Origin of the sequence: Streptomyces boetiae (genome assembly GCF_031845405.1) — a bacterium.
In the GTDB taxonomy this organism is placed as follows: domain Bacteria; phylum Actinomycetota; class Actinomycetes; order Streptomycetales; family Streptomycetaceae; genus Streptomyces; species Streptomyces boetiae.
This window is the reverse complement of the sequence record NZ_JAVREN010000067.1, coordinates 1-25,623: the sequence shown is the minus strand read 5'-3', so window position 1 is coordinate 25,623 and position 25,623 is coordinate 1. Positions and strand designations below refer to the sequence as shown.

The 25,623-nt window shown below is 76.3% G+C and carries 22 protein-coding genes and 2 pseudogenes; 14 read left to right on the top strand and 10 right to left on the bottom strand.

Annotation, left to right across the window (positions count from 1 at the left end; genetic code table 11):
* A partial coding sequence (locus RM780_RS26060) for a helix-turn-helix transcriptional regulator (protein ID WP_311633353.1) occupies positions 1 to 352 on the bottom strand: 352 nt, incomplete at its 3' end.
* Between the two features lie 357 nt (positions 353 to 709).
* On the opposite strand from RM780_RS26060, the gene aceA reads away from it, so the two are divergent.
* From aceA to RM780_RS26045, 3 genes are all read left to right on the top strand, one after another.
* Positions 710 to 1,999, top strand: a complete 1,290-nt coding sequence (gene aceA, locus RM780_RS26055) for an isocitrate lyase (RefSeq protein ID WP_311633352.1) — start codon at positions 710 to 712, stop codon at positions 1,997 to 1,999.
* A gap of 155 nt (positions 2,000 to 2,154) precedes the next feature.
* Positions 2,155 to 3,063, top strand: coding sequence for a 3-hydroxybutyryl-CoA dehydrogenase (locus RM780_RS26050; RefSeq protein WP_311633351.1), 909 nt, complete (start codon positions 2,155 to 2,157; stop codon positions 3,061 to 3,063).
* A gap of 139 nt (positions 3,064 to 3,202) precedes the next feature.
* Positions 3,203 to 3,982, top strand: a complete 780-nt coding sequence (locus RM780_RS26045; protein ID WP_311633350.1) for a (2Fe-2S)-binding protein — start codon at positions 3,203 to 3,205, stop codon at positions 3,980 to 3,982.
* A gap of 393 nt (positions 3,983 to 4,375) precedes the next feature.
* Here RM780_RS26045 and RM780_RS26040 read toward each other — a convergent pair.
* The 4 genes and pseudogenes from RM780_RS26040 to RM780_RS26025 all read right to left on the bottom strand — a co-directional run.
* Positions 4,376 to 4,828 (bottom strand): annotated as a pseudogene (locus tag RM780_RS26040) (ABC transporter ATP-binding protein); the annotation flags it as partial.
* Positions 4,825 to 6,057: a CbiQ family ECF transporter T component gene (locus RM780_RS26035; protein ID WP_311633349.1), complete on the bottom strand. Its 1,233-nt coding sequence runs from the start codon at positions 6,055 to 6,057 to the stop codon at positions 4,825 to 4,827. The gene RM780_RS26035 and the pseudogene RM780_RS26040, both read right to left, overlap by 4 nt.
* Entirely contained in the window at positions 6,054 to 6,956 is a 903-nt protein-coding gene (locus RM780_RS26030; protein WP_311633348.1) for a hypothetical protein, read from the bottom strand. The genes RM780_RS26035 and RM780_RS26030 overlap by 4 nt, the downstream gene beginning before the upstream one ends.
* 557 nt (positions 6,957 to 7,513) lie before the next feature.
* The gene (locus RM780_RS26025; protein WP_311633347.1) at positions 7,514 to 7,876 is read right to left on the bottom strand and encodes a DUF4180 domain-containing protein; all 363 of its coding nucleotides are present in this window, start codon (positions 7,874 to 7,876) and stop codon (positions 7,514 to 7,516) included.
* Between the two features lie 205 nt (positions 7,877 to 8,081).
* Between RM780_RS26025 and RM780_RS26020 the strand changes: the two are divergent.
* Positions 8,082 to 9,078, top strand: a pseudogene (locus RM780_RS26020) (tripartite tricarboxylate transporter substrate-binding protein).
* Positions 9,079 to 9,175: 97 nt separating this feature from the next.
* On the opposite strand, the gene RM780_RS26015 reads toward RM780_RS26020, so the two are convergent.
* Positions 9,176 to 10,639, bottom strand: a complete 1,464-nt coding sequence (locus tag RM780_RS26015) for an aminotransferase class I/II-fold pyridoxal phosphate-dependent enzyme (protein ID WP_311633354.1) — start codon at positions 10,637 to 10,639, stop codon at positions 9,176 to 9,178.
* A 93-nt stretch (positions 10,640 to 10,732) separates the two neighbouring features.
* The gene (locus RM780_RS26010; RefSeq protein WP_311633346.1) at positions 10,733 to 11,764 is read right to left on the bottom strand and encodes a DNA topoisomerase IB; all 1,032 of its coding nucleotides are present in this window, start codon (positions 11,762 to 11,764) and stop codon (positions 10,733 to 10,735) included.
* 217 nt (positions 11,765 to 11,981) lie between these two features.
* Between RM780_RS26010 and RM780_RS26005 the strand changes: the two genes are divergently transcribed.
* Positions 11,982 to 13,181, top strand: coding sequence for a CapA family protein (locus tag RM780_RS26005; RefSeq protein ID WP_311633345.1), 1,200 nt, complete (start codon positions 11,982 to 11,984; stop codon positions 13,179 to 13,181).
* An 8-nt stretch (positions 13,182 to 13,189) separates the two neighbouring features.
* Here the strand turns inward: RM780_RS26005 and RM780_RS26000 are convergent, their stop codons facing one another.
* Both RM780_RS26000 and RM780_RS25995 read right to left on the bottom strand, forming a co-directional pair.
* Positions 13,190 to 13,726: a hypothetical protein gene (locus RM780_RS26000; RefSeq protein ID WP_311633344.1), complete on the bottom strand. Its 537-nt coding sequence runs from the start codon at positions 13,724 to 13,726 to the stop codon at positions 13,190 to 13,192.
* 156 nt (positions 13,727 to 13,882) lie between these two features.
* Positions 13,883 to 15,136, bottom strand: coding sequence for a PP2C family protein-serine/threonine phosphatase (locus RM780_RS25995; RefSeq protein WP_311633343.1), 1,254 nt, complete (start codon positions 15,134 to 15,136; stop codon positions 13,883 to 13,885).
* Between the two features lie 161 nt (positions 15,137 to 15,297).
* Here RM780_RS25995 and RM780_RS25990 point away from each other — a divergent pair, with 161 nt between their 5' ends.
* The 9 genes from RM780_RS25990 to RM780_RS25950 all read left to right on the top strand — a co-directional run bounded on the left by RM780_RS25990 (position 15,298) and on the right by RM780_RS25950 (position 23,021).
* Positions 15,298 to 15,861: a PadR family transcriptional regulator gene (locus RM780_RS25990; protein ID WP_311633342.1), complete on the top strand. Its 564-nt coding sequence runs from the start codon at positions 15,298 to 15,300 to the stop codon at positions 15,859 to 15,861.
* Positions 15,862 to 15,977: 116 nt separating this feature from the next.
* On the top strand, positions 15,978 to 17,291 hold the full coding sequence (locus RM780_RS25985; RefSeq protein WP_311633341.1) for an MFS transporter: 1,314 nt from the start codon (positions 15,978 to 15,980) through the stop codon (positions 17,289 to 17,291).
* Positions 17,292 to 17,384: 93 nt separating this feature from the next.
* Positions 17,385 to 17,960: a TerD family protein gene (locus RM780_RS25980; RefSeq protein WP_311633340.1), complete on the top strand. Its 576-nt coding sequence runs from the start codon at positions 17,385 to 17,387 to the stop codon at positions 17,958 to 17,960.
* Positions 17,961 to 18,192: 232 nt separating this feature from the next.
* The gene (locus RM780_RS25975) at positions 18,193 to 18,681 is read left to right on the top strand and encodes an AraC family ligand binding domain-containing protein (protein ID WP_311633339.1); all 489 of its coding nucleotides are present in this window, start codon (positions 18,193 to 18,195) and stop codon (positions 18,679 to 18,681) included.
* Between the two features lie 124 nt (positions 18,682 to 18,805).
* On the top strand, positions 18,806 to 19,294 hold the full coding sequence (locus RM780_RS25970) for a glutathione peroxidase (protein ID WP_311633338.1): 489 nt from the start codon (positions 18,806 to 18,808) through the stop codon (positions 19,292 to 19,294).
* A gap of 213 nt (positions 19,295 to 19,507) precedes the next feature.
* Positions 19,508 to 20,590 carry an LLM class flavin-dependent oxidoreductase gene (locus RM780_RS25965; protein ID WP_311633337.1) on the top strand — a complete coding sequence of 361 codons (1,083 nt, stop codon included), beginning with the start codon at positions 19,508 to 19,510 and terminating at the stop codon, positions 20,588 to 20,590.
* Between the two features lie 25 nt (positions 20,591 to 20,615).
* A complete protein-coding gene (locus RM780_RS25960) occupies positions 20,616 to 21,257 on the top strand; it encodes an FMN reductase (RefSeq protein ID WP_311633336.1) in 642 nt (213 codons plus the stop codon).
* 61 nt (positions 21,258 to 21,318) lie between these two features.
* Positions 21,319 to 21,768, top strand: a complete 450-nt coding sequence (locus RM780_RS25955) for an SRPBCC family protein (protein WP_311633335.1) — start codon at positions 21,319 to 21,321, stop codon at positions 21,766 to 21,768.
* Positions 21,769 to 21,878: 110 nt separating this feature from the next.
* Positions 21,879 to 23,021, top strand: coding sequence for a phospholipid scramblase-related protein (locus RM780_RS25950; RefSeq protein WP_311633334.1), 1,143 nt, complete (start codon positions 21,879 to 21,881; stop codon positions 23,019 to 23,021).
* Here the strand turns inward: RM780_RS25950 and RM780_RS25945 are convergent.
* Entirely contained in the window at positions 22,993 to 25,380 is a 2,388-nt protein-coding gene (locus tag RM780_RS25945) for an NACHT domain-containing protein (RefSeq protein WP_311633333.1), read from the bottom strand. The two genes, RM780_RS25950 and RM780_RS25945, sit on opposite strands and share 29 nt — an antisense overlap.
* Positions 25,381 to 25,623 lie beyond the last annotated feature (243 nt).

Sequence of the window (25,623 nt, the reverse complement as noted above, 5' to 3'; positions counted from 1 at the left end):
GCTCCTGGTTGCGCCTCCCCAGATCGGTCAGGACGGCGGCGACGGCCGGGAGCCGGGAGGCCAGTTCGGCCAGGTCGCCGGGGGTGACGCGGGCGGCGTTCAGCTCGTCGGCCAGGGCCTCGCGCAGGTCGGCCAGCACGCGGGTGGTGTCCCGCTCGGAGAAGAACCCGGCGTCCACGCCGAAGGTCTCGGTCAGCCGCAGCAGCACGGGCACGGTCAGCGGGCGGGCGTCGTGTTCGAGCTGGTTGAGGTAGCTGGGGGAGATCGCGAGCGTCCGGGCCAGCGCGGCCTGGGAGAGCCGCCGCTCCTCGCGCAGCCGGCGCAGCCGCGCTCCGGCGTAGATCTTGCTCATCACGGCCTCCCTCGGCGGGCACCCTCGCCGCGCCCTGCTTCGCAATCCTCGCAACATGCACGCGGAAGATGCGCAGAGATTAGCAGGAGGCCAGGCTTGTCTGGCACCCAGTGCCACTGACAGAGTCATGGACACGGCCCGCCGAGCCCCGGCGGCCGGTCGGACACCGGGCCCGATTTCGGCCCTGACGTCGGCAACCCCGGCGCGTCCGCCCGGTCCGTCTGCTGGCTGTCTCACCCTGCACGAACGCGCTGGGGCACGGCGGGCCACCTTCCGGGGAGCGGACACTCCCCTCCCTTCACTCATTCGCATTCTTCGCATACGGCAGAGCCGCCGACGCGGCCGAGGGAGACCGAGATGGCACAGCAAGGGACCGCCGCGCGGGACGCGCAGGAGCTGGCGCGGCAGTGGGCGGCCGACCCCCGGTGGCGGGGCGTCGAACGGACCTACACGGCCGAGGACGTCGCCCGGCTCTCCGGCACCGTCCGCGAGGAGCACACCCTGGCCCGGCGCGGCGCCGAGCGCCTGTGGCGGCAGCTCCACGAGCGGGACTACATCCACGCCCTGGGCGCGCTGACCGGCGGCCAGGCCGTGCAGATGGTGCGGGCCGGGCTTCAGGCGATCTATCTCTCCGGCTGGCAGGTCGCCGCCGACGCCAACCAGGCCGGGCAGACCTACCCCGATCAGAGCCTCTACCCCGTCAACTCCGTGCCCGCGGTGGTACGCCGCATCAATAACGCCCTGCTGCGCGCCGACCAGATCGCCATGGCCGAGGGCGGCGAGGACGCCACCGACTGGCTCGCGCCCATCGTGGCCGACGCCGAGGCCGGATTCGGCGGGCCGCTGAACGCCTTCGAGCTGACGAAGGCCCTCATCGAGGCGGGCGCGGCCGGCATCCACTACGAGGACCAGCTCGCGGCGGAGAAGAAGTGCGGCCACCTCGGCGGCAAGGTGCTCGTGCCCACCTCCCAGCACGTGCGCACCCTCAACGCGGCCCGCCTGGCCGCCGATATCGCGGGCGTGCCCACGGTGATCGTGGCCCGCACCGACGCCCTGGCCGCGACGCTGCTGACGAGCGACGTGGACGAGCGGGACGCCCCCTTCGTCACCGGCGAGCGCACCGCCGAGGGCTTCTACCGGGTGACGAACGGCATGGGCCCGGTCATCGCGCGCGGCCTGGCCTACGCGCCGTACGCCGACCTGCTGTGGGTGGAGACCGGCACCCCGGACCTGGCCCAGGCGCGGGAGTTCGCCGAGGCCGTCCACGCCCGGTACCCCGACCAGCTCCTGGCGTACAACTGCTCGCCCTCCTTCAACTGGAAGGCCGCGCTGGACGACGGTCAGATCGCCAAGTTCCAGCGGGAGCTGGGCGCGATGGGCTACCGCTTCCAGTTCATCACCCTGGCCGGGTTCCACTCCCTCAACCACGCGATGTTCGACCTCGCGCGCGGCTACGCGGAGACCGGGATGACCGCGTACGTGGACCTCCAGGAGCGGGAGTTCGCCGCCCAGGCCGAGGGCTTCACCGCCGTGAGGCACCAGCGCGAGGTCGGCACCGGCTACTTCGACCTCGTCTCCACCGCCCTCAACCCGGCCTCGGAGACCACCGCGTTGCGGGGCTCCACCGAGGAGGAGCAGTTCCACTGACGGGCAGCGGCAGGCCGTTGCCCCGTGGGGCGGCGCCCGCGGCGACAGCCTCCCCGCCCGGGCCCCGCCCCGCGTTCCCGACCCCGTTCACCGAGACACCCGCCGGCCGGCCCCGGCCTTCCCGCCCTGGCCTTCCCTCACGAGGAGCCGCTTCCATGCCGCTGACCGCACCGCCCCGACCGGGCAGACGAGACGAGAGGCCGCGGTGGCGGGTCGGCGTGGTCGGCGGCGGCCGGATGGGGTCGGGGATCGCCGAGGTCTGCGCCCGCGCGGGCCTGGAGACGGTGGTCTGCGAGGCCGACGCCATCGCCGCGGACCTGGCCCGCGACCGGGTCGCCCAGTCCCTGGAACGGGCCGTCGCGCGCGGCCGGCTGGGGCCCGCCGAGGCCGGGGCCGCCCTGGGAAGGCTGACGTTCACGGGCGACCTCGACGCGCTCGCCGACCGGCAGCTCGTCGTCGAGGCGGTGGTGGAGAGCCCTGAGGCCAAGGCGGAGGTCTTCGCCGCGCTGGACAAGATCGTGACCGACCCCGGGGCGGTCCTGGCCACCAACACCTCCTCCATCCCGGTCATGCGGCTGGGCGCGGCCACCTCCCGCGCCGACCGCGTGGTGGGCCTGCACTTCTTCAACCCCGTGCCCGCCATGCCGCTGGTCGAGCTGGTCACCTCTCTGCACACCAGCCGGGAAACGGCCGACGCGGCCGAGGCGTTCGCGGCGGGCACGCTGAACAAGACCGTCATCCGCTCCCCCGACCGGGCCGGGTTCGTGGTCAACGCCCTGCTGGTGCCCTACCTGCTGGCGGCGATCCGGATGGCGGAGTCCGGCTTCGCCTCGGCGGCCGATCTCGACCGGGGCATGGAGGCCGGCTGCGCCCACCCGATGGGGCCGCTGCGGCTGGCCGACCTGATCGGCCTGGACACCCTGCGCTCCATCGCCCAGTCCCTGTACGAGGAGTTCCGGGAGCCGCACTACGCGCCGCCCCCGCTGCTGACGCGAATGGTGGAGGCCGGCCTGCTCGGCCGCAAGACCGGCCGCGGGTTCCACCGCTACGACCACGCCGGCTGACCGCGGCCCTCCGCCCCGCACGGCCCCGGCCGCCCTCGGCCCGGCGTGTGCCCCGGCCCGGCGTCCCGGGCGGACGCCGGGCCGCCGGCGCGCGGGCCCCGGGGGAGGACCGGGGGACGCCCGGGGGCATCATGGACAGGTGGAACGCCTTCCCGCCCGCGAACCGGTCACGCCCGGGGACGACTTCTCCGGCATCGGGCCGTTCTTCGCCATCCGCGTCCACCCCGCCGGGGCCCGCCTCGCGCCGCCCTGGCGGCCCCTGGAGGAGCTGGAGCGGGACGCGGAGGCCCTGCTCGCGCGCGTCGCGGCCGTCCGGGCCCGCATCGCCGCGGCGCACGGACTGCCGCCCCAGGGCGTCGAGTTCCGGGTCGCGGCCTCCGTGGCCCACCTCGGGCTGGCGGCCCGGCTCCTCTCCCCCGCCCTCGTGCTGGCCCTCACGCGGGGCCGCCCGCTGGCGCCCGGGCTCGCCGGGCTGTGGTGGCAGCCCGTGCTCGGCCGCCCGGTCCCCCTGTCCGTCCCGGAGCTCCCCCCGGCCCCCCGGGGGGACGGCGCCGCGCCGCCGGACCCCGAGTGCCTGCTGCGCGCCTGCCTGGACACCGGCCCGGCCGCCGGACTCACCGGCGCCTTCGCCGCGTTGCCGCTCTCCTCCCGCGTGCTGTGGGGGAACGCGGCCTCCGCCCTGCACAGCGCCGCCGAGGCGACCGCCGCCGCACGCCCGGACCTCGCGGAGGCCGCGTGGCGGGTGACCGCGGCGCTGCTGGAGTCCCCTCCCCTGCGCGCCGTCTCCGGGCACACCGCCGAGGGCCGTTTCCGCCGCCGCAGTTGCTGCCTCTACTACCGCGCGGCGCCGGGGAAGGCCGGGCCGGTGTGCGGCGACTGCGTCCTGACCCCGGTGCGAAGGCCACGGGAGTCCGCGTGAGCGGACGCCCGGAGGCGGTCCGCGTCGGCCTGGACGGCAGGACCGTGGTGGTGCTGACCGAGGAGGAGGAGGAGGAGGACGCGAGCCTGGCGCGGACGCGCCGGCAGGCGGGCAGTCGGGCAGTCGGGCAGTCGGGCAGTCGGAGCGCCCGGACGCACGTGCTCCGGGGCGAGTTGCGGGCCGCCCGGGAGTTGCTCGCCGCCGCCGAGGCGGCGCCGCGCGCGAGGGGCGAGGGGAGGGGAGTGCGCGGGCGCCTGAGCGCCGGAGGGCGCGACGGCGGGCCTCGCCTGCCCTCCGTGCCGCATCCGGGCCACGCTCCCGCCGGCGGACCGGGCCGCGGGTGGTCGGTCCGCGGCCCGGCCGGGGCTCACCAGACCCCGGACCAGGTGAAGGCGCCACCCGCTGCTGCTGTCCGCCGGAGAGGACGCGCAGGGGGCGGTGGCGCAGGTCCGCGATGCCCAGCAGGTCCAGCGTCTCCTCCACCCGCTTGCGCATGGCGTCCGGGTCGATGGCCAACTGCTCCATGCCGTAGGCGAGTTCTTCCTCCACGGTGTCGGTGACGAAGCCGGCCAGGGGGCCCTGGCCGACCATGCCGACCAGCCGGGCGAACTCCTGCGGCGGGTGGCTCTCCCTGCCCTGGCCGGCGACGGTGTCCCGCCCGGTGAGGATGCCGCCCGTGAACCGGGGCACCAGGCCGTTGACGGTGCCCAGCAGGGTGGACTTGCCCGAGCCGGTGCGGCCGGCGATCAGGCACAGCTCGCCCTCGCCGATCCGCAGGTCCACGCCGTCCAGGGCCGGGCGTTCGCTGCCGTGGTAGGCGAAGCCGACCTCCTCGAACGCGATCACGCGGCGGCCTCCTTCGGGCTCCGTGCGGGCGCGGGCCCCGCCCGCCGGGGCGGCTTCTCCGGCGTCTCCGGATGTCCGGGCCGGTCGGGCGGCGCCGCCGGGGCCGGCGGGGGCGGGCTGAGGAGGGCCGGGAGCAGGCCGGTGAGGACGGCCAGCAGCGGAAGGGGCGAGACCACCGGCCAGGACAGCGGGGACAGGGACGGGTAGAGGCCGGCCGGGTCGGTGCGCGCGGAGAGGGACATCAGCACGGCCGCGACCGGGCCGGAGGCGGCGGTGAGGAGTTCACCGGCCCGCCAGCGGTCCGGGCGGTAGGAGCTGCGCCGCACCCGCCGTCCGCCCAGGGCGAACCCGGCCACGCCCACGGCGACGCCGGCCAGCAGCAGGGGCAGGCCCAGGTAGCGGGGGGTGGAGGAGTCCAGCAGCCCGTACAGTCCGGCCGCGATGCCCAGCAGCCCGCCGATGACCAGCGCCCCGACCGCCAGGCGCGCCCGCGCCGGAACACCGCCGGTGCGGCCGTAGCCCCGGCAGGCCATGGCGGCGGCCAGGGCCAGGGAGCGGTTGAGCGCGTCCTCCAGCACGGGGACGACGATGCCGCGCAGGGCCCGCCGCCCCTTCTCCGCGCCGCCGCGCAGGCGCCGCGCGCGGCGCACCCGCTGGACGTTCTCCACGAGTTGGGGGGCGACGGTCAGGGCGACCACCACGGAGGTGCCGACCTCGTACAGGGCGCCCGGCATGGCCTTGAGCATCCGCTTGGGGTTGGCCAGGGCGTTGGCCGCGCCCACGCACACCACCATGGCGGCGAGCTGGAGGCCGTCGTAGAACCCGCCCAACACCTCCTCCGCCGCGACGGGGCCCAGCAGGCGGATACCGGCCGCCGCCTCGGGAAGGGGGATCTCGGGCAGGGTGACCAGGACGGTGTCGCCCCGCCCGCCGCCGAAGACCACGCGGAAGGCGATCCGCATGACCACGATGACCGCGCCGAAGAGCAGGTACATCCGGAACGACAGCGCCCAGGGCGCGTCCGTGCGGCGCAGCACCACGACGCAGCCGGCGGCGGCGACGAGGAGGGCCAGGAGGACGGGGTTGGTCGTCCGGCTCGCGGCCACGGCCAGGCCCAGCGCCCACAGCCACCAGGCGCCGGGATGCAGCGCGCGGGGCAGCGGCCGGGCCCAGCGGGAGCGCCGGCCCGCCGGGCCGGAGCGCGCCTCCCCGGCGGGGGCGCCCGTCACGGCCCCTCCCCGCCGCCCGCCGCCAGGCGGCGGCGCCACGCGGCCAGGCCCCCGCCGGCCGCCAGCGCGAGGACGAGGCCGAGCGCGGCCAGCGTCAACAGCGGCGGGCCGCCGCCGTCCTCGTGTGCGGCGCGCTCCCGCTCGAACCGCTCGTCCTCCCCGGACCACTCGGCCGCCTCGGTCGGCGCGGGACCCGGATCCCCGGCGGCGCCGTCGTCGGCCCCGGCATCCTCGTCCGGGCCGGGCTCGCCGTCCTCGGCGTCCTCGGCGTCCTCGGCGTCCTCCTCGTCCGGCTCCTGCTGCGCGTCGTCCTGACCGTTCTCCGCCGGCTCGCCCCGCCCGGGGCCCTCGTCGCCGGGCCCGCCGGGGGCCTGCCCACCCTGGCCGCCGGCCGCGCCCGTGGCGCCCCCGCCGCTCGAACCGGACGCGCCGGAGCCGCCGTTGGCGCCGGAATCGGCCCCGCCCGAACCGCCCGAACCGCCCGAGCCGCCGCCGGGCGCGCTCCCGCCGCCTCCGCCGGACCCGTCGTCGGGCGCGGGGCGGACGGGGGCCACCCCCGGCGGGGGCGACTCGCCCTGCTCCTGGTCCAGCGAGAAGGACCAGCCCTCGAACGTCCCGGGCGCGGGCGTGCGGTAGGTGGCGCCGCGCTGGCTGTACGCCCAGGAACCGCCGTTCTCCGCGTGCCAATAGGACCAGTACGCCGAGGCGGGCGGGGTGTCCACGCACGGCTCGCGGTCCGGCCCGGGGCGGCCGTTGATCCGGCACACGAAGGAGTCGCCCCACCGGTTGGTGCCCGCCGGCTCGAACCCGGCGCCGCGCAGGGCCGCCAGGCCGTCCGCCGGCGCGCCCGGCGCGCAGCGCACCACCCGCCCGCCGCCCAGCGCGCCGAAGTCCACCACGACGGTGACGCCGGGTCCCCGGGCAGAAGCCGGGCGTCCCGGCCGCCGGCCGCGCGAGCGCCTGAGCGCCGACGGGCGGCAGCAGCGCGTGGAGGAGGAGCAGGAGCGCGGCGAGGGCGGCGGCGCGGAGCGCGGCGGGGACACCTTCGGCGCGGGGCATCGCGGGCCTTTTCGTGGGGCAGCACGAACCCCGCGGAACGCGCCCCTGGGCATCGGAAAACCCCTGGCGCGCCTTCGGTGACGAAAGCGTGCGGCAGGGGCCGACGGGCCAGAAAGCCGAGGGCTCCACGCTGCAGACCGTGACAGTGAGAAGCAGTACACGCGTCACGCCGAGCATTCCGACTCGTGACCACCCGGGGGCCGTCACTCACGGTTGCAGGTCAGCGCCGGATTCGCACCGGCTTCCCTCGCACGCACGCGCATTCAGTTGTCCTTCGAGGCCGGAAGGGCGCACACCCATCCGGTCCGACCCCCAACTCTACGCTGCCGCCGCAGACATGGCCAGACCGTGCGCCGCGCCACCGCGCGTTCACGGCCCCTTCACGCCGCGGCGGCGCTCAGCCGCGCAGGCGCTCCTCCAGCTCGGGCAGGCCGTCGACGAACCACAACTGCCGCCCGCGGTTGCACTCCCGCACGAAGTCCCGCAGCGCCTCGCTCGCGGCCGTGTGCCGCGCGATGTCCCCGAGCACCGCCAGGCCCATCCGGTACTGGGCGAACTTCTGCGCGATCCCGCCCGCCACGCCCGTGCGCAGCCGGAAGAACTCTTCGTCCAGCCGCCCGGCCGGCAGCGCCACCCACCGCGCGCCCTGGTACCCCGCCTCTCCGATCAGGCCCGTCGCGTCGGCCTCGCCCCGGATCGGGTCGCCCTCCTCGGGGCACAGCAGGACCGGCACGTCGTGGATCGTCCGAAGGGCGCTCATGCCCCGAGCGTAGCCGGGCCCGCCGGGCCGGGTCGCGGGCGTTTCCGGGCAGGTGGCGGGCGTTCCGGGCGCGTGGACGCTACGACCACAAGGGGACTTAGTTCCGCAAGGCCGCCGCCCGTGGACGGCCGGGCGGGCGGGGCCGGACCATGTGGCGTCCATCTCCCCCGGCCGCTCGCGGCCCAGCAAGGAAAGGCGGTGCCCCATGCGTGTGCGGGGACCGGTATCCCTCGCGCTGTCCCTGGTCTCTGCGGCGCTGCTCGTGCTGCTCGCCCCGCCCCCGCTCGGCGCGGGCGGCGAGGGCGGCGAGGGGACGCACATCCCGGGCCTGCGGGTGATGGTGCCCAACAACCCCGGCGGCGGCTATGACATCACGGCCCGCACCGCCGTGCGCAGCGCCGAGGAGGCGGGCCTGGCGGACGGCGCGGAGGTGTTCAGCCTTCCGGGCGCCGGCGGAACGGTCGGCCTGAGGCGGCTGGTCGCGGACCGGGGCAACGGCCGGCTGGCCATGTCGATGGGCCTGGGCGTGGTCGGCGCCGTGCACACCAACGACGCCGGGGTCTCGTTGGCCGACACCACGCCCATCGCGCGGCTGACCGAGGAGCCGGACCTGGTCGTGGTGCCGGCCGGCTCGCCCTACCTGGACCTGGGCGGCCTGCTGGAGGCGTGGCGGGAGAGGCCCGGGTCGCTGCCGCTGGGCGGCGGCTCCTCGCCGGGCGGCCCGGACCACCTGGCGCTGCTGCTGGCCGAGGCGGCGGGTCTTGACGCGCGGGCCGTGCGGCACGAGCGGTACGACGGCGGCGGCGGGCTGCTGGCGGCGCTGATCGGCCGGCGCGTGGACTTCGTGGTCAGCGGCCTGGGCGAGTACCGGCGGGCGGTGGCCGCCGGGGAGCTGCGGGTGCTGGGCCTGGCGGGGCCCCGGCGGGTGCCCGGCATCGACGCGCCGACGCTGCGCGAGGCGGGCCTGGACGCGACCCTGGTCAACTGGCGCGGCCTGCTGGCCCCGCCCGGTCTGCCCGCGGGGCGCCGCGAGGCCCTGGGCGGGCTGCTGCGCCGCCTGCGCGGCACCGAGCCGCTGGCAGGAGGCCCTGCGCGCCAACGGCTGGGGCGACGCCTTCCTCGACGGCGCGGACTTCGGCCGTTTCCTGTCCGCGGAGACCCGCCGGGTGCAGTCCCTGCTGCGCCGCTTCGGGGTGTCCTGAGCGGTGTCGGCCGAACGGCGTGGCCCGAACGCCCGGGTGGGGCGTCCGGGACACGCCGGGCGGCGGCGCGCGGGCGGGCGTTGCGCCGCCGCGGGCGTTACCGCGCCGCGACGCGGATCGTGTTCAGGGCCGGGTCGGCGGCGTCGGGGAGGACCATGCCGGCCTCCGCGCCGGAGCGCAGGTAGCGCAGGATCTCCTCGGTGAGGCGCTCGCCGGGGAGGGCGGCGGGGATGCCGGGCGGGTAGGGCGTCAGCATCTCGGCGGCCACGCGCCCGGCCGCCTCCTCCCACGGCACGTGCTCGGCCGGGCCGAAGAACGCGTCGCGCGGCAGCGCCGCCTGCTCAAGGCGCAGCCCGGCCGGGTCGGGAACGTCCACGGCGGGCGCCGGCCGCAGCCCGGCCGCGTGGGTGGTCAGGTCGCGCAGGGCGTTCACCAGCGTCCCGGCGGAGTGCTCGTCGTCGGCGTGGGTGAGCTGGGCGCTGACCCGGCGGTGGTCGGCGAGGTGGAGGTTGACGCCGTGGTGCTCGCGCAGCCAGTCCGCGGCGCGGTAGCCGGTCGTTCCGAAGGGCGAGATGTCCACGACGACCTGCAGCGGGTCGAGGTCGGCGGCCAGGCCCGGGCCGCAGAAGTCACCGCGGCCGTGGACGTGCAGGCCCTCGATGGCCTCGATCCGCTCGCGCACGGAGGCCGCCAGCTCCAGCGCGCGCCCGTAGAGGTCCTTGCCGTGCTCGGCCATCTGCCGCCGCCAGCCGTCCATCGCGGCGTACAGCAGCACCGACGGGCTGGTGGTGTCGAGCAGGTCGGCGCGGGCCCGCAGCACCTCGGGATCCACCCGGCCGCCCTGGAGGTGGAAGACGGAGCCCTGTTCGAGTCCGGAGCCCATCTTGTGCACGGAGGTGACGCACACGTCGGCGCCCGCGTCCATGGCCCAGCGCGGCAGGTCGGGGTGGAAGGGCAGGTGCGCGCCCCACGCCTCGTCCACGATCAGGGGCCGGCCGGCCGCGTGGCAGACGTCGGCCACGGCCGTCAGGTCGGTGCAGGTGCCATACGGCGTCGGCGAGGTGACGAGGGCGCCGCGCGCGTCGGGGTGCCGCTCGAAGGCGGCCTCGAACGCGGCGGCGTTCGGCGGGTGGGCCAGCCGCAGCCGGGGGTCGAACTGGGGCTCCACCCACACCGGCCGGATGCCGGCCAGGATCAGCCCGGAGACCACGGACTTGTGGGCGTCGCGGCCCACGAGCAGCTTCTCGTGGGGGCCGGCGACGGACAGCATCGCGGCCTTGACGGACAGGGAGCTGCCGCAGGTGGAGAAGAAGGTGCGGTCGGCGCCGACGGCGTCGGCCATCAGGCGCTGGGCGTGCTCCAGCACGCCGTGGGAGGAGGTGCGGTCGTCCAGGCCGCTGATGGCGAGCACGTCGGAGCGGAAGACGTCCTCGCCGAGGACGGCCCGCACGCGGGGGTCGGCGCCGCGGCCCTGCTTATGGCCGGGCGGGGTGAACGGGGTCTGCCGGCCGGCGTGGTAGGCGGCCAGGGCGTCGAGCACGGGTGCCTTCGCATGGTCCAGGTCCTGTGAGCGATCCATGTCGTCCTTCTCCTTCGTGCTCCTGCAAGCTCCTGTGTGCTCCTGCGTGGCCTCCCCGTGGGGCCCGGGCCGCGGCTAGCGGCCCGGCGGGCGGCCGGTGCGCAGCATCCTGAGCACGGCCGCCTCCACCGGCCCCTGCGTGGCGGGGGCGCCGAAGGGTGCCGCGTCCCCCAGCCTCGGCAGGGCGGCCTCCACGGTGACGCCCTCCTCGTACAGTTCGATCACGCGCGGGTTGATGTAGGAGGCGCGGCAGACCGCGGGCGTGTTGCCCAGGTAGTCCGCGGCCTCCCGCACCGCGCGGGCGATGGACCGGCGCCGGGCGGCCTCCGTCCCGGCCGCCTGCCCGGAGACGGCCAGGCCGACCGCCGCCAGCACGGTGCCGTGCCAGGTGCGGAAGTCCTTGGCCGTGATGTCGAGGCCGCCCAGGGCCTTGAGGTGGGCGTTCAGCTCCTCGCCGGTCACCTCGTGCCAGGACGGCCGCCGCCAGTACGCCAGCAGCCGCTCACCGTCGCCGCGCCGGCTGCGCAGGGCGGTGAGCACCCGGCAGACCTCGGGATCGGCCACGGTCTGGACGCGTTCCCTGCCGTGCTTGCCGGGGTAGGTGAACGTGACGCCGCCCCGGCCGCAGCGCAGGTGCGCGCGGTGCAGCGTCGTCAGGCCGTAGGTCTGGTGCCGGTCGGCGTAGCGCTGACTGCCGATCCGGAAGAAGCCCATGTCCAGCAGCCGCACGGCGGCGCCCAGCACCCGGGCTTCGGTCAGGCCGCCGGGCCGGAGCGCGCGGGCGGTGGCGGCCCGGATGCGGGGCAGGGCCTCGGCGACCTCCAGGACGTGGGCGTGCTTGGCCTGCTCGCGGGCGGCCCGGAACTCCTCGTGGTACAGGTACTGCCGCCGCCCGGCGGCGTCGGTGCCCACGGCCTGGAGGTGGCCGCGGCCGTCGGGGCAGATCCACACCTCGCGCCAGGCCGGGGGGATCACCAGACCGCGAATGCGCTCCAGTTCGGCGTCGTCGCGCAGCGGGCCGCCGTCCGCGTCGAGGTAGCGGAAGCCGCGCCCGTGGCGCTTCCGCAGGTACCCCGGGTCGGTCGGGCGGACGTGGCGCAGCCTCATCAGGAGCCCGGCTCCCCCGGGACCCCGGCGCGCGGCGGGCGGATGGTCATGTTCCTCGCGTGCCCCGGGCGCGCGAGGGGAAACGAAGCGCTGCTCCGCGCGGGTGAACGCTCCCGGCGCGCCCCGGAGGTCCGGGCGTGGCGGCACCGACCCCTCGACCGTTCCCATAAGTATGACAATCACCCTTTATGATCGTCATCTTCACATGGAGGGCTCTATGCCTTCTTCTGCCCCGCTCCATCCTGGCCGGCCTTCCTTCGCTCCTCGGCTCCGCCGTTCCCTCGCCGCCGTCCTGCTCGCCGCCCCGCTGGCCGTGACCGCCTGCGGCGGCGGGTCCGGGGAGGCGGGCGAACGGCGGGCCGCCCGCACCGAACGGGCCGAACGCACCGCGCCCCGGCCGTTCACCCTGGTGGCCACCGGCGACCTGCTCGTGCACGACTCCGTCATCCTCCAGGCCCAGCGGGACGCGGGCGGGACGGGTCACGACTTCGGCCCGATGCTGGCCGGGGCCGCGGACCTGGTGAAGGGTGCCGACCTCGCGCTGTGCCACATGGAGACCGTCTACGGCGCGGAGGGCGGGCCGTTCACCGGCTACCCGGCCTTCCAGACGCCCCCGGAGATCGCGCGGGCCGTGCGCGGCCTGGGCTACGACGGCTGCTCCACGGCCTCCAACCACACCCTCGACGCCGGCACCGAGGGCGTTGCCAGGACGCTGGACGCCATGGACCGCGCGGGCCTGGCGCACGCCGGCTCCGCCAGGACCCAGGCCGAGCGCGACACCCCCGTGCTGCTGGAGGCGGGCGGCGCGCGGATCGCCCACCTCGCCTACACCTACGGCACCAACGGCATCCCCGTGCCCGAGGGCAAGCCCTGGCTGGTCAACCTCATGGAGCCGGCGCAGATCGTGGCCGACGCCCGCGCGGCGCGCGCCTCCGGGGCGGACCTCGTGATCGTCAGCCTGCACTGGGGCACCGAGTGGCAGGAGGAGCCGGACGCCACCCAGCTCGCCCTGGCCGAGGAGCTGACCGCCTCGGCCGAGGGCGGGCGCCGGGACATCGACCTGATCCTGGGCACGCACGCCCACGTCCCTCAGGCGTACGAGAAGGTGAACGGCACCTGGGTCGTCTACGGCATGGGCGACCAGGTCGCGGGCGAGATGACCGACCCGCGCGGGCAGTTGGGCTCGGCCGCCCGCTTCACCTTCGCACCGCCGAAGGAGCGGGGCGGGGCGTGGACCGTGCGGAAGGCCGAGTTCGTCCCGCACGCGGTGGACAACGACCCGATCCAGGTGGTCAACCTGCCGCGCGCGCTGGAGGGCGAGCCCGGCCAGGAGCGGTGGCGGGAGGCCCTGGACGCCATCAGCTCCGCCGTGCTGAGCCGGGGCGGGGCGGAGGACGGCCTGACGATGGGCCGCTGAGCCGGCCGTCAGCGGGCCCGGCCCTGGCGGCAGGCCAGCGCGGGGTTGTCGGCGGCGAAGAGGTCGGCCGCGCGGGTCTGCCAGAGCCAGACGTGCAGGGTGTAATAGCCCACGGCCGGCGACTGCTGGAACTCCCGGCCGAAGAGCGTGGCGGGGGTCCGGGAGACGTACTCCACGCCGCGCAGCACGAGGCCGCCGTCCGGGCGCCGGTCGTACACCAGGGCGTTGGGCCGCTCCGGCGCCAGCTCCCCGGGGCCCTCGGCCACCGCGCTCACGTAGTGGACGCCTTTGCCCGGAGTGCAGTCGGAGGTCTGGACGAAGCCGTCCGCCTCGGCGTGGCCGGGGTCGTGGTACTCGGCCGTGGCGCGCATGGCGGCGGTCAGCTGGGCGGCGTGTTCGGGCGTGAGGGCGGGGGCGGGAGCGGGGGGCCGCGTGGCCGGACGCGCGGTCCCGGCCTCGGCCGCCGCGCCGGAGGCGGGCGGGGCCAGGGCGAGGCCGGCGGCCAGGGCGAGGGCGGAGAGGGCGGGGAGCGGATTCCTTCTCATGACGACTCCGTGGGGTGACGCCTCGGGGGCGGTGGGTGACCAGTGCGCTCAGTCTGCGCCCGGGGGTGGGGGCCTGCCACTCGGCGCCGGGGCATTCGCGCCGGAGCGCCCGCGCCATGCGTTCGCGCCCGGGGACTCAGCGCGGCCCAGGCCGGCTCAGGCCCCCGAGGGCAGCCGTGCGCCCTCCTGGTGCTCCGGGTGCCACTCGAAGAGCAGGATCGTGGCGTCGTCCGTCAGGCGCCCCCGCTGGTGCGCCAGGATTGCGTGGATCAGGCGGCGCAGCACCTCCGGCGTCAGCTCGCCGGCGGCCATCGCCCGCAGCACGAACGCGGTGAAGCGCTCCTCGCCGAACAGCTCGCCCCCCGGCGACCGCGCCTCGGGCACGCCGTCGGTGTAGAGCAGCACCCGGTCGCCCGGCCGCAGCCGCGCCCGGTGCACGCGGCGCGCCGAGGCGGCGAACGGCCCCAGCCCCAGCGGGAGTTCGGGCGCCCCCTCCAGCGCTCCCGGGACCACCGCGCCGTCGCGCAGCAGCAGCGGGGGCGGGTGGCCGCAGTTGGCCCAGGCCAGCTCGCCGGTGGCCAGGTCGAGGTGGGCCAGCACGGCGGTGACGTGCCGGTCGGGGAAGAAGTGGCCGAGGTCCGCGTCCAGTTCGGAGACCACCGCGTCCAGGCCGCCGCCCCCGCGCCGCGCGTGCCGGGCGGCGGCCACCGCCACCAGCGTGGTCAGCCCGGACACCAGGTCGTGGCCCATGGAGTCGAACACGGCGGCGTGCAGGACGTCGTTCTCCACGATCGTGTGCTCGAACGCGTCCCCGCCCAGGTCGTAGGCTGGCTCCAGCACGGCGCTCGACGTCGCGCGGTCGGTGCCGATGGTGCGCGGCGGGAGCGAGGCCCACAGCAGCTCGCCCGGCAGCCGCATGGGACGCACCCGCTGGAGGCTGTTGAACGTGTCGCTGTAGGTGGTCTTGTCGATCAGCACGAGCGTGATCAGCGAGGCGAGGGAAAGGCAGTGGTCGAGCACCCCCTCGTCCAGCGCCGGCAGGTCCATGCCGAGGACGCCGATGCGCTCCACGCCGTCCAGCAGGGGCAGCCACAGGCGCACGCCCTCCCCTTCCCCCTCCCCCTCGTCCCCGTCCTCCGGGGCGACGATCTGCGGGGCCACGGTGCGGTAGGCCAGACCGGCCGTCCCGGTGTCGATCGGCAGGCGCGGCGGGGAGGCCGAGACGGGGTCGGGGACGGCGATCAGCTCGGTCTGCTGGATGTCGGCGAGGTAGATCGACACGTCGGCGATTCCCAGGGCCGGGTAGACCTCGCGCAGCAGCCGGGGCAGGTCCAGGGGCGCCATCTGGTGGAAGCGCTGCAGCAGGTCGTTCAGCGCCGGCCCTTCCCGGCCGGGCGTCCGGCTGCCCATCGGCGCTCCTCGTCTTCCGGGCGTCCGGTCGGGCCCCGGAGCGTTGTCCCTCTGCGCCATCACAGGACGCCCGGGGCGGGCTGTCCAACCGGGCCGGGCCGTTCGCGGGACTCGCATTGTTGATTAATCAACGCATGGAGCGGGCGTGGTAGCCTGCGCGGATGGCACTGCGCAACGCGGTTCTGGCCGCGCTCCTGGACGGCGAGGCCTCCGGCTACGACCTGGCAAAGGGCTTCGACGCCTCGGTCGCGAACTTCTGGATGGCCACGCCGCAGCAGCTCTACCGCGAGCTGGAGCGCATGGCGGCCGACGGGCTGGTGCGCGCCCGGGTCGTGGAGCAGGAACGGCGGCCCAATAAGCGCCTGTTCTCGCTCACCGAGGAGGGGCGCGAGGCGCTGCGCGGGTTCACGGCCCTTCCCGCCCGGCCCACGGCCATCCGCGACGAGCTGATGGTCAAGGTGCAGGCCGCCGACGCCGGGGAGCCGCAGGCCGTGCGCGCGAGCGTGGCCGAGCTGCTGGAGTGGGCACGCGCCAAGGCCGCGCGCTACGAGCGGCTGCGGCTGCGGCTGCTGGACGGGCGCTCCGAGGAGGAGCACCTGGAGAGCGCCGAGCGCGTCGGCCCGTACCTGACGCTGATGCGGGGCCTGGCCTTCGAGCGGGAGAACATCGCCTGGGCGGAGCGGGCGCTGGCCGTTCTGGAGCGCCGGGCGGCGCGGCGGGCCTGACGCAGCGGGCCTGACCGCGAAGGCCGCGTCCGGGGGCTGGTCCGGGGGCCGGGCAGACCGGAGAATCACCGGACGGCGCCCGGCACCCGTGCGGGCGGCGAGCCAGGGAGGTCGAGTTGGGCATCGGGCAGGGCGGCGCGGCGGGAACGGCCGGGGTGTCGGTGGAGGCGGCGGCCGGGGTGTCGGCGGACGCGGCGGCGGCCGAGCCACAGGTCCCGGCCGGGGGCCCCGCGCGGCGGCTGGGGCGGCTTGGCCCGCTGCTGCTGACCGGGCACGTGGCGTGGGCGCTGCCCTCCGCCGCCTCGGGAACGCTCATCCAGGCGCTGCTGGAGGACCAGCGCCCCGGCTCCAAAGTCGCCTCCTACGCGGTGCTCACGGCCGTGGGCGCGGTCGCGGCCGTCACCTCCACGGTGGTGGCCGGGGCCCTGTCGGACCGCACCCGCAGCCGCTTCGGCCGCCGCAACCCGTGGATCCTGGGCGGCGCGGCGGTCTCGTCCGCCGGGCTGGCGCTCACCGGCCTCACCGGCGTCTTCGCCCTCCAGGTGCTGTTCTTCGCCGTCTACCAGGCCGGGCTGAACGCCATGCTCAGCTCGCTGCACGCCCTCCTGCCCGACCGGGTGGCCGCCGGCTCCCTCGGCCGGGCCTCGGCGCTGGGCGGCATCGGCTACCTGGTGGGCACCGCCCTGGGCGGCGCGGCGGCCTCCGCCGCGATCGAGACGCCCGGGGTCGGTCTGCGGCTGGTGCCCTGGACGATGGTGGCGGCGGGGCTGCTGCTGTTCCTGCTGGCGCGGGACACCTCCAGCGCCGGCCTTCAGCGGGAGCGCTGGGACGCGGCGGCGCTGCTGCGGTCGTTGCGCCCGCCGGACGACCCGGACTTCCGCTGGGCCTTCGCGGGCCGCTTCTGCGTCATCTCCGCGCTGTTCGTGCTCGCCTTCTACCAGCTCTACCTCTTCACCGACCTGCTCGGCCTCGACCGCGACCGGGCCGGGGAGCTGATCGCCGTGGGCAACGCCCTGCTGGGCGCCGGCGCGCTGCTGGCCTCGGGCGCCGGGGGCGTGCTCTCCGACCGCCTGGGCCGCCGCAAGCCGCTGGTGGTGGCCGCCTCCGCGCTGGTGGGCCTGGCGGCGCTGCCCGCGATGACCACGGTCACGGTACCCACCGTGATGGCGTTCTACGTCGTGGGCGGCCTGGGCTTCGGGGCGTTCCTGTCGGTGGACCAGGCGCTGATGGTGGAGGTGCTGCCAGGCAGCGGCTCGGAGGCCCGCGACCTGGGCTTCCTGTCGATCGCCAACACCACGCCCGTGGTCCTGGGCCCGGTGATCGCGGCCGGGCTGGTGACGGTGCTGGGCTACCGCTCGCTGTTCGCCGCGACGTTCGTGCTCGCCCTGACCGGCGCGCTGTGCGTGCTGCGCATCCGCCGGGTCCGCTGAGGCGGGCGCCAACGCGTCCGCGGCTGGCGTAGATTCGGGGGCGTGCCGATCGGGCGCCGGACAAGACCGGTGCCGTGAGCCGAAGGAGAGGTCATGGCCGTATCGCTGTCCAAGGGCGGGAACATCTCACTGACCAAGCAGGCCCCCGGCCTGACCGCCGTCACGGTCGGTCTGGGCTGGGACGTGCGGGTCACCACGGGCACGGACTTCGACCTGGACGCGAGTGCCATCGCCGTGAACGCCGCGGGGAAGGTCTACAACGACAGCTACTTCGTCTTCTTCAACAACAAGCAGACCCCCGACCAGACCGTCGTCCACCTCGGCGACAACCGCACCGGCGAGGGCCAGGGCGACGACGAGCAGATCAACGTCAACCTCGCGGGCCTGCCGGCCGACGTGGACAAGATCGTCTTCCCGGTCTCCATCTACGAGGCCGAGAACCGCTCGCAGAACTTCGGCCAGGTCCGCAACGCCTACATCCGCATCGTCAACCAGGCCGGCGGCGAGGAGATCGCCCGCTACGACCTGAGCGAGGACGCCGCGACCGAGACCGCGATGGTCTTCGGCGAGCTCTACCGCAACGGCGCCGAGTGGAAGTTCCGCGCCGTCGGCCAGGGCTACGCCTCCGGCCTCGCGGGCATCGCCCAGGACTTCGGCGTCAACATCTGAACACTCCCTGCCCTGACCGGCACGAGGGCTCCCCGACGCGCGGTCGGGGAGCCCTCGTCATGCGTTGCGTCGCTGCCGCGCCCTTCGCCTTCCACCGGGCGCGGCCGTCGCCGACGCCTTCCTGCGCGACCTCCGGCGGCTTCGGGCGGGTCCACGCCCTGACGTCGGGGGGCCTTCGCGGGAGCGCCTAGCATCGCCGGGGGCCCGAGGGGCCCCTTGGAAGGAGTGGTGCGTGGTGGATCGTGGTGTCGTCGGGCGGGTGGAGGAGTTGCTGGCCGGGGCGGAGGCCGGGCGGGGTGGGGCGTTGTGGCGGCTGACGGGCGAGGGACGGCAGCTCGACGCGAATGTGGTGCGGCTGCGGGGCGGCGAGGAGGTGGCGCGGCACGTGGAGCCCGACCTGGACGTGCTGGTGCTCGTCGTCGCGGGCGAGGGCCGGCTGTCCCACGAGGGCGGGGCGCAGACGCTGGCCCCCGGCACGCTGGCCTGGCTGCCGCGCGGCACGGGCCGTTCCGTGGCCGCGGGCGACGACGGCCTGGCCTACCTGACCGTCCACCGCCGCCGCCCCGGCCTCAGCATCGGCCGGCTCCCCGGCCGCGCGCCCGAGGAGGTCGGCGAGGCGGCCTGCCTGCTGCACCGCCTCTGCCCCGCGTGCGACCGCCCCGCCGAGTCCCGCGATGCCCGCTACTGCGCCCGCTGCGGAACGCGCCTGCCGACCGCCTGAGCCCGGCCGCCCGCGGCGGCGCGGGGGAAGATCGGCGCCGGGGCGGGCGTTCCCCGTCCGGCGCACGCCATAGACGCACCCCAAAGACGCACCCCAAAGACGCACGCAAGGAAAGGAGAGGCCCATGAGCCTCCTGGACACCCCCGTCGCCGCGATCGACGGCTCGCCGGCCACGCTGGGCGAGCTGACCGGCGGGCGGGTCGCGCTCGTGGTGAACGTCGCCTCCCGCTGCGGCCTGACCCCGCAGTACGCCGGGCTCGAAGCGCTCCAGAAGGAGTTCGCGGACCGGGGCTTCACGGTGCTGGGCGTGCCGTGCAACCAGTTCGCGGGGCAGGAGCCGGGCTCGGCCGAGGAGATCGTGGAGTTCTGCTCGGCGACCTACGGCGTGACGTTCCCTTTGACCGAGAAGATCGAGGTGAACGGCGAGGGGCGGCACGCGCTGTACCGGGAGCTGACGGCCGCCGCCGACGCCGCGGGCGAGGCCGGGGACGTGCAGTGGAACTTCGAGAAGTTCCTGCTGAACCGCGACGGCTCGGTGGCCGCCCGCTTCCGCCCCCGCACCGAGCCCGAGGCGGCCGAGCTGCGCGCCGCCATCGAGGCCGCGCTGGCCTGACGGCCCCCGCCGCGGGGCGCCCCTCCCGCTTCCCGGCCCGCGATCGCCCGGTCCCTGCCCCGGCGCTCGCGGGCCGCGGCGTTCCCCCGCCTCACCAGGGGCGCACGGCCCCGCGCGGGTACCCGGAATAGGGCCGGGGGGCGGAGCGTTCCCCCGGCGTAGTTGAAGCTTCAACTACTGAGAGACCCAGCGACACGAGCGAGGTGCCTGATCATGCAGTTCGGGATCTTCACCGTCGGCGACGTCACGCCCGACCCGACCACCGGGCGCGCGCCCACCGAGCACGAGCGGATCAAGGCCATGACGGCGATCGCGCTGAAGGCCGAGGAGGTCGGCCTCGACGTCTTCGCCACCGGGGAGCACCACAACCCCCCGTTCGTGCCCTCCTCCCCCACCACCCTCCTCGGCTGGATCGCCGCCCGCACCGAGAGGCTGATCCTCTCCACCTCCACCACGCTGATCACCACGAACGACCCGGTGAAGATCGCCGAGGACTTCGCGATGCTCCAGCACCTGGCCGACGGCCGCGTCGACCTGATGCTCGGCCGGGGCAACACCGGCCCGGTCTACCCCTGGTTCGGGCAGGACATCCGCAACGGCATCCCGCTGGCCATCGAGAACTACGCCCTGCTGCACCAGCTCTGGCGCGAGGACGTCGTGGACTGGGAGGGCCGCTTCCGCACCCCGCTCCAGGGCTTCACCTCCACCCCGCGCCCGCTGGACGGCGTCCCGCCCTTCGTCTGGCACGGCTCCATCCGCAGCATCGAGATCGCCGAACAGGCCGCCTACTACGGCGACGGCTTCTTCGCGAACAACATCTTCTGGCCCAAGGAGCACTTCCAGCGCCTGATCGGCCTCTACCGCGAACGCTGGGCGCACTACGGCCACGGAACGCCCGAGCAGGCCGTGGTCGGGCTCGGCGGGCAGGTCTTCATGCGCCGCAACTCCCAGGACGCCGTGCGGGAGTTCCGCCCCTACTTCGACAACGCCCCGGTCTACGGGCACGGGCCGTCGCTGGAGGAGTTCACCGAGCAGACGCCGCTGACCGTCGGCAGCCCGCAGGAGGTCATCGAGAAGACCCTGACCTTCCGCGAGTCCTTCGGCGACTACCAGCGGCAGCTGTTCCTGATGGACCACGCCGGGCTGCCGCTGAAGACCGTGCTGGAGCAGCTCGACCTGCTCGGCGAGGAGGTCGTCCCGGTGCTGCGCGAGGAGTTCGCCAAGGGCCGCCCGGCCGGCGTCCCCGACGGCCCCGTGCACGCCGAGCGCGCCGCCGCCGCGGCCGTTACCGCCTGACCCATCACAAGAAAGGGAGCGTCCCATGGCCGGCACCCCGCGTCTCGTCGTGGTCTCGGCGGGCCTGAGCCAGCCCTCCTCCACACGCCTGCTCGCCGACCGGCTCGCCGAGGCCACCCGCCGCCGGCTCGCCGAGGCGGGCCGGGAGGCGGCACCCCGCGTGGTCGAACTGCGCGGGCTGGCCACGGAGATCGCCGGCCACCTGGTGACCGGCTTCCCCGCCCCCGCGCTGCGCGAGGCCCTGGAGGCGGTGAGCGGGGCGGAGGGCCTCATCGTCGTCACACCGGTCTTCGCCGCCTCCTACAGCGGCCTGTTCAAGTCCTTCTTCGACCTGGTCGAGCCGGACGCCCTCGCGGGAACGCCCGTCCTGATCGCCGCGACCGGCGGCACCCCCCGCCACTCGCTGGTCCTGGACCACGCCCTGCGCCCGCTGTTCACGCACCTGCACGCCACGGTCGTTCCCACCGGGGTCTACGCCGCCGCCGAGGACTGGGGCGGCGGCGGGGACGCGCTCACCCCCACGCTGCCCGTCCGCGTCGACCGCGCGGCGGGCGAGCTGGCGGCGCTGCTCCCGGAGCGTTCGCGGGACGCCGGGGACGGCGCAGAGCAGGAAGTGGTGCCCTTCGCCGAGCGGCTCGCCGCCCTGCGCCGGAATTCCCGTGCATGAAGGACGCCTTGAGGGGGACCCGGGACCTGGCAGAAGGCAACCGCGAGCGTGAGGAGCCGATGTGCTGGAGATAGAGGAGTCGGTCGAGGTCCGCGTGCCCGTCTCGGTGGCCTACGACCAGTGGACGCAGTTCGAGCAGTTCCCCCGGTTCATGGAGGGCGTCGAGCGGATCGAGCAGCGCACCCCCACCCTCACCCACTGGGTGACCAAGGTGGACGGGGTCAGCCGCGAGTTCGACGCCGAGATCACCGAGCAGATCCCGGACGAGAGGGTGGCCTGGACGACCGTGAACGGCAACGTCCGCCAGGCCGGCGTGGTCACCTTCCACCGGCTGGACGAGGGCGTGACCAAGGTCATGCTCCAGCTGCGCCACGAGCCGCAGGGCGTCGTCGAGACGGTCGGCGACCTGCTGGGGTTCGTGCAGCATCAGGTCCGCAGCGACCTGAAGAACTTCAAGAAGTTCATCGAGGAGCGCGGGAGCGCCACGGGCGCCTGGCGCGGGCAGGTCTGAGCGCCCCGCGCGAGGCGGCATCGCCTCCCGGCGCCCCCGGTACGCCCTGCGTACCGGGGGCGCCCCCCGTCCGGCTCCGGCCCCGCGCGGCGGTAGGTAGCCTGTCCGCCATGACAGGAAATTCGAATCCTCCCGAGGGCTGGTACCCCGACCCCCAGGGGGCGGCCGACCAGCTGCGCTGGTGGGACGGGGGCCAGTGGACGCGGCACACCCGGGCCGCGTCGGAGGTCCAGAACGCCGGGCAGCCCGCCGCCGCGCAGGCCGCCCAGGCGTCGCAGCCCACGGTCGCGCAGCCGGCCGCCTCCCCGTACGCGCCCCAGCAGGCGCAGCAGGCTCCGCAGCCCCCGCAGGCTCAGCCCGCGCAGCAGCCCGCGCAGGCCGGCTACCCGGCCGCGGCCCCGCAGCAGGCGCCTCACCAGGCCGCCCAGCCCGGCCTCGCCCCGCAGCAGCCGGGGTTCGCCCCGCAGCAGCAGCCCGGCGTTCCGGCCCAGCCCGGCTACCCCGCGCAGCCCGGGTTCCAGGGGCAGCCCGGCTACCCGGCCCAGCCGGGGTACCCCGCGCAGCCGGGCCAGGTCCCGCCCGCCGCCGACCCGGGAAAGATCCAGCGGCAGGTCCAGGAGAAGGCCCGGGTCGCCCCGACCGGCCCCGGCGGCGGCACCCTGTTCAGCGAGCCGGTCCTGGTCGTGAACCAGAAGGCCAAGCTGATCGAGCTGACGAACGAGTACAGCGTCTTCGACCAGCAGGGCCAGACCCTCGGCACCGTGGTGCAGGTCGGGCAGAGCGCGCTGAAGAAGGCGGCCCGCTTCCTCACCAGCCTCGACCAGTTCATGACGCACAAGCTGGAGATCCGCGACGCGGCCGGCCAGCCGGTGCTGGTGCTCACCCGCCCCGCGAAGTTCATCAAGTCCCGGGTGATCGTCGCCCGCCCCGACGGGCAGCCGGTGGGCGAGATCGTCCAGCAGAACGCCATCGGCAAGATCAACTTCGCGCTCCAGGTCAACGGCCAGAACGTCGGCGCCATCAAGGCGGAGAACTGGCGCGCCTGGAACTTCGCGATCGTCGACCACACCGAGACGGAGATCGCCCGCATCACCAAGACGTGGGAGGGCCTGGCGAAGACGATGTTCACCACGGCCGACAACTACGTCCTCCAGATCCACCGGCAGCTGGCCGACCCGCTGCTGAGCCTGGTGGTGGCGACCGCGCTGACCGTGGACACCGCCCTCAAGCAGGACGCCCGCGGCTTCGGCTGAGCGGCCCCGGCCCCTCGCGGCCGGGCCCGCCGCCGGGCAGCCCCCGGCGGCCCGCCGCCCCGGAGCCGGCCCGCGCCGCCAGCCGTCGCTGGAGCCTGGCGTGCCGGAACTGGTACGCCGGCCCCGAGCGCCGCAGCACCCCCAGCCGGTGCGCCTCGGCGAGGAACGGCCCCGCCCGCCACGGCAGCCGCCCCCGCACCGCGAGCGCTGCCCGGGCCAGCACCCAGTGCGGCCAGGCCGAGGCCGCCAGCGCGGGGACCAGGTAGAAGAGGACGGCGACCGCGGCGGCGGGGCGCAGCACGGCGAACGGGCCGGGGAGGTCGCCGTGGAGCGCCCGCGCCGTGAGGGGAGGGACGAGCGCCAGCGCGAGGCAGCAGGCCGAGTGGACCGCGCACATCCTCCGGTCTCCGCGCACCGAGGCCCGCAGGGTGGTGACGTCCTCGGCCGACCCGGGGGTCCTGACCCAGCGCAGCGCGGCGACGCCCGCCGCGAGCAGCGCGGCGATCACGACCGCGGCCCGCCAGTCCTCCGGCGCCGGCACCAGCCGCCGCCCCGAGACCCAGGCGACGCTCAACGCCAGCGGCACGCTGACCGCGAGGGCAACCCCAGCCGTGCGGGCCAGCCCCCGCCCCAGCCCCCGGCGGCGGAGCGCGAAGCCCGCCCGGCTCGGGGCGGCCGGGGGCGCCGGGACGCCCGTGGCGAGGAAGAGCAGCAGGTAGGAGGCGGCCGTCTCGCCGGCGCTCGGCCCGAAGAACTCCACGGGCCCGACCTGCCCGGGAACGTCCGCGGCGGGGAGGAGGGGCCGCGCGGCCAGCGCCGCCAGCAGCCCGGCGGGGACGGCCAGGGCGGGCACGAGCACGGCCCGCGCGACGGTGGCCGGGCCGCCCGCGCCCCGCGGCAGGGCCGCCGCCACCACCTGGAGGGCGAGGACGGTGGCGAAGAAGTACCAGGCCCAGGGCAGCGCGGCGGCGGGCGAGCCGCCGATGGCCTGCCCGGCGGCCGTGCGCCAGCCCCACAGCAACGGCGGCAGGACCAGCGCCGTGCCCGCCGCGCTCCACAGCAGCGCCCGGCTCCACGCGGCGGCGAGCGCCGGCACCGAGCGGTAGAGCCGCCACCACGCGAACTCCTGGGTGCCCTGGCCCTCCAGGCAGCGCGCAAGACCGGCGAGGTGGAGCCCGGCCCGCTCGGGCTCCGGGTGCCCGGCCCGGCCGTAGAGCGCGGGGACCAGCCGGTCCAGCAGGTGGTCCTCGATGGCCTCGGCGGTGGGGAAACGCCCGCGGTCGGCGAGCTCGGCCGGGTCCCCGGCGGGCGGCGGGCCGGCGTACACGGCGCGCGCGAGCGCGACGACCAGCGGGGCGGACAGGGCGACGGCCGCCGGGCCGGCCGGGTCCCTGGCCAGGTGCGCGGCCAGCCGGTCCCAGCCGCGCTGCCGGGGCCCGGGCGGGGTGGCCAGGCGCAGCAGGTCCAGGGCGTCGGCGGTGCGCACGGGCGCGGGCTCGGCCACCGCGGCGCCCGGGAGCAGCCCGGCGCGGACCACGGCCGCGGCGTAGACGTCCGTGCGGCAGGTCAGCACCAGGGGCGCGGCGGCCGGGTAGCGCTCGCGGAGGGCCCGCAGCGCCGCGGCGCGCGCCCCCGGCGGCAGCTCGTCCAGGCCGTCGAGCACCGGCAGGACGGCGCCCTCGCGGACCAGCTCCTCGACGGCGCGGTGCCCGAAGGAGGCGGTGTCGGCCAGCGCGGGGTAGTCGGCGGTCAGCCGCCGCACCAGCCAGCGCAGCGGCGCCTCGCGGGCCGGGTCGAAGGAGGCCAGGGGCAGCGGCACGGGCACGGGGACCTCGGTCCCGCCGCGGCGGGCGCGCAGCAGGGCCAGGGTCAGCAGCACGGCGAGGGTGGTCTTGCCGGAGCCGGCCGCGCCCGCGAGGACGAGGCGGCGGCGCGGCAGGCCGAGGAACGCCCGTGCCAGCGCGTCCGGTTCGTCGGCGCGCACGGCGAACGGGCCCCCGGTCAGCTCCGCATGGTCCGCGACCCCGGGCAGGCGGCAGTCGCGCCAGGCCACCGGCAGCGGCGCCGGGTCGGTGAGCTGCCGCAGCTCGGCCTCGGCCTCCCACTGGCGGCGCACCAGGCGCGCGAGGAGGTCGGCGGCGGCGGCCAGTTGGCGGGGGTCCGGGGCGGGGCGGCGGGCGGCGCGGGCCCAGCCGGCGAGCAGTCCGGCCAGTCCGGTGGCCGCGGCGACCAGGGAGGCGACCGCGGCGGCGGCTCCCGGGCCGTTCCCCGGCCAGGCGGCGGCCATCCCCACCGCGGCCGGCGCCGCGGTCCACTCCAGCGCCCAGCGCCCCCACTCCCGCCCCCGCGACCACCGCACGCCCGGCCCCCCTTCGCCCGCCACGGGGCTCAACGAGCGAGGCGGCCCCGGGGAACGGCCCGCCGCGGCCGGACCGCACTGCCAACGGGCCGTCTCCGAAGCGGACTGGGGGCGTGTCGCTCACCCGGCGGCGGCCGGGGAGGTGGACGAGCGGCCCGCGCGGGCGTTCGACAACGGCCGCGGCGGGGCGGACGCCGGACCGCGCCGCACCGTCCGGCGGCGGCCGGAGCCACGCCCCGGGGG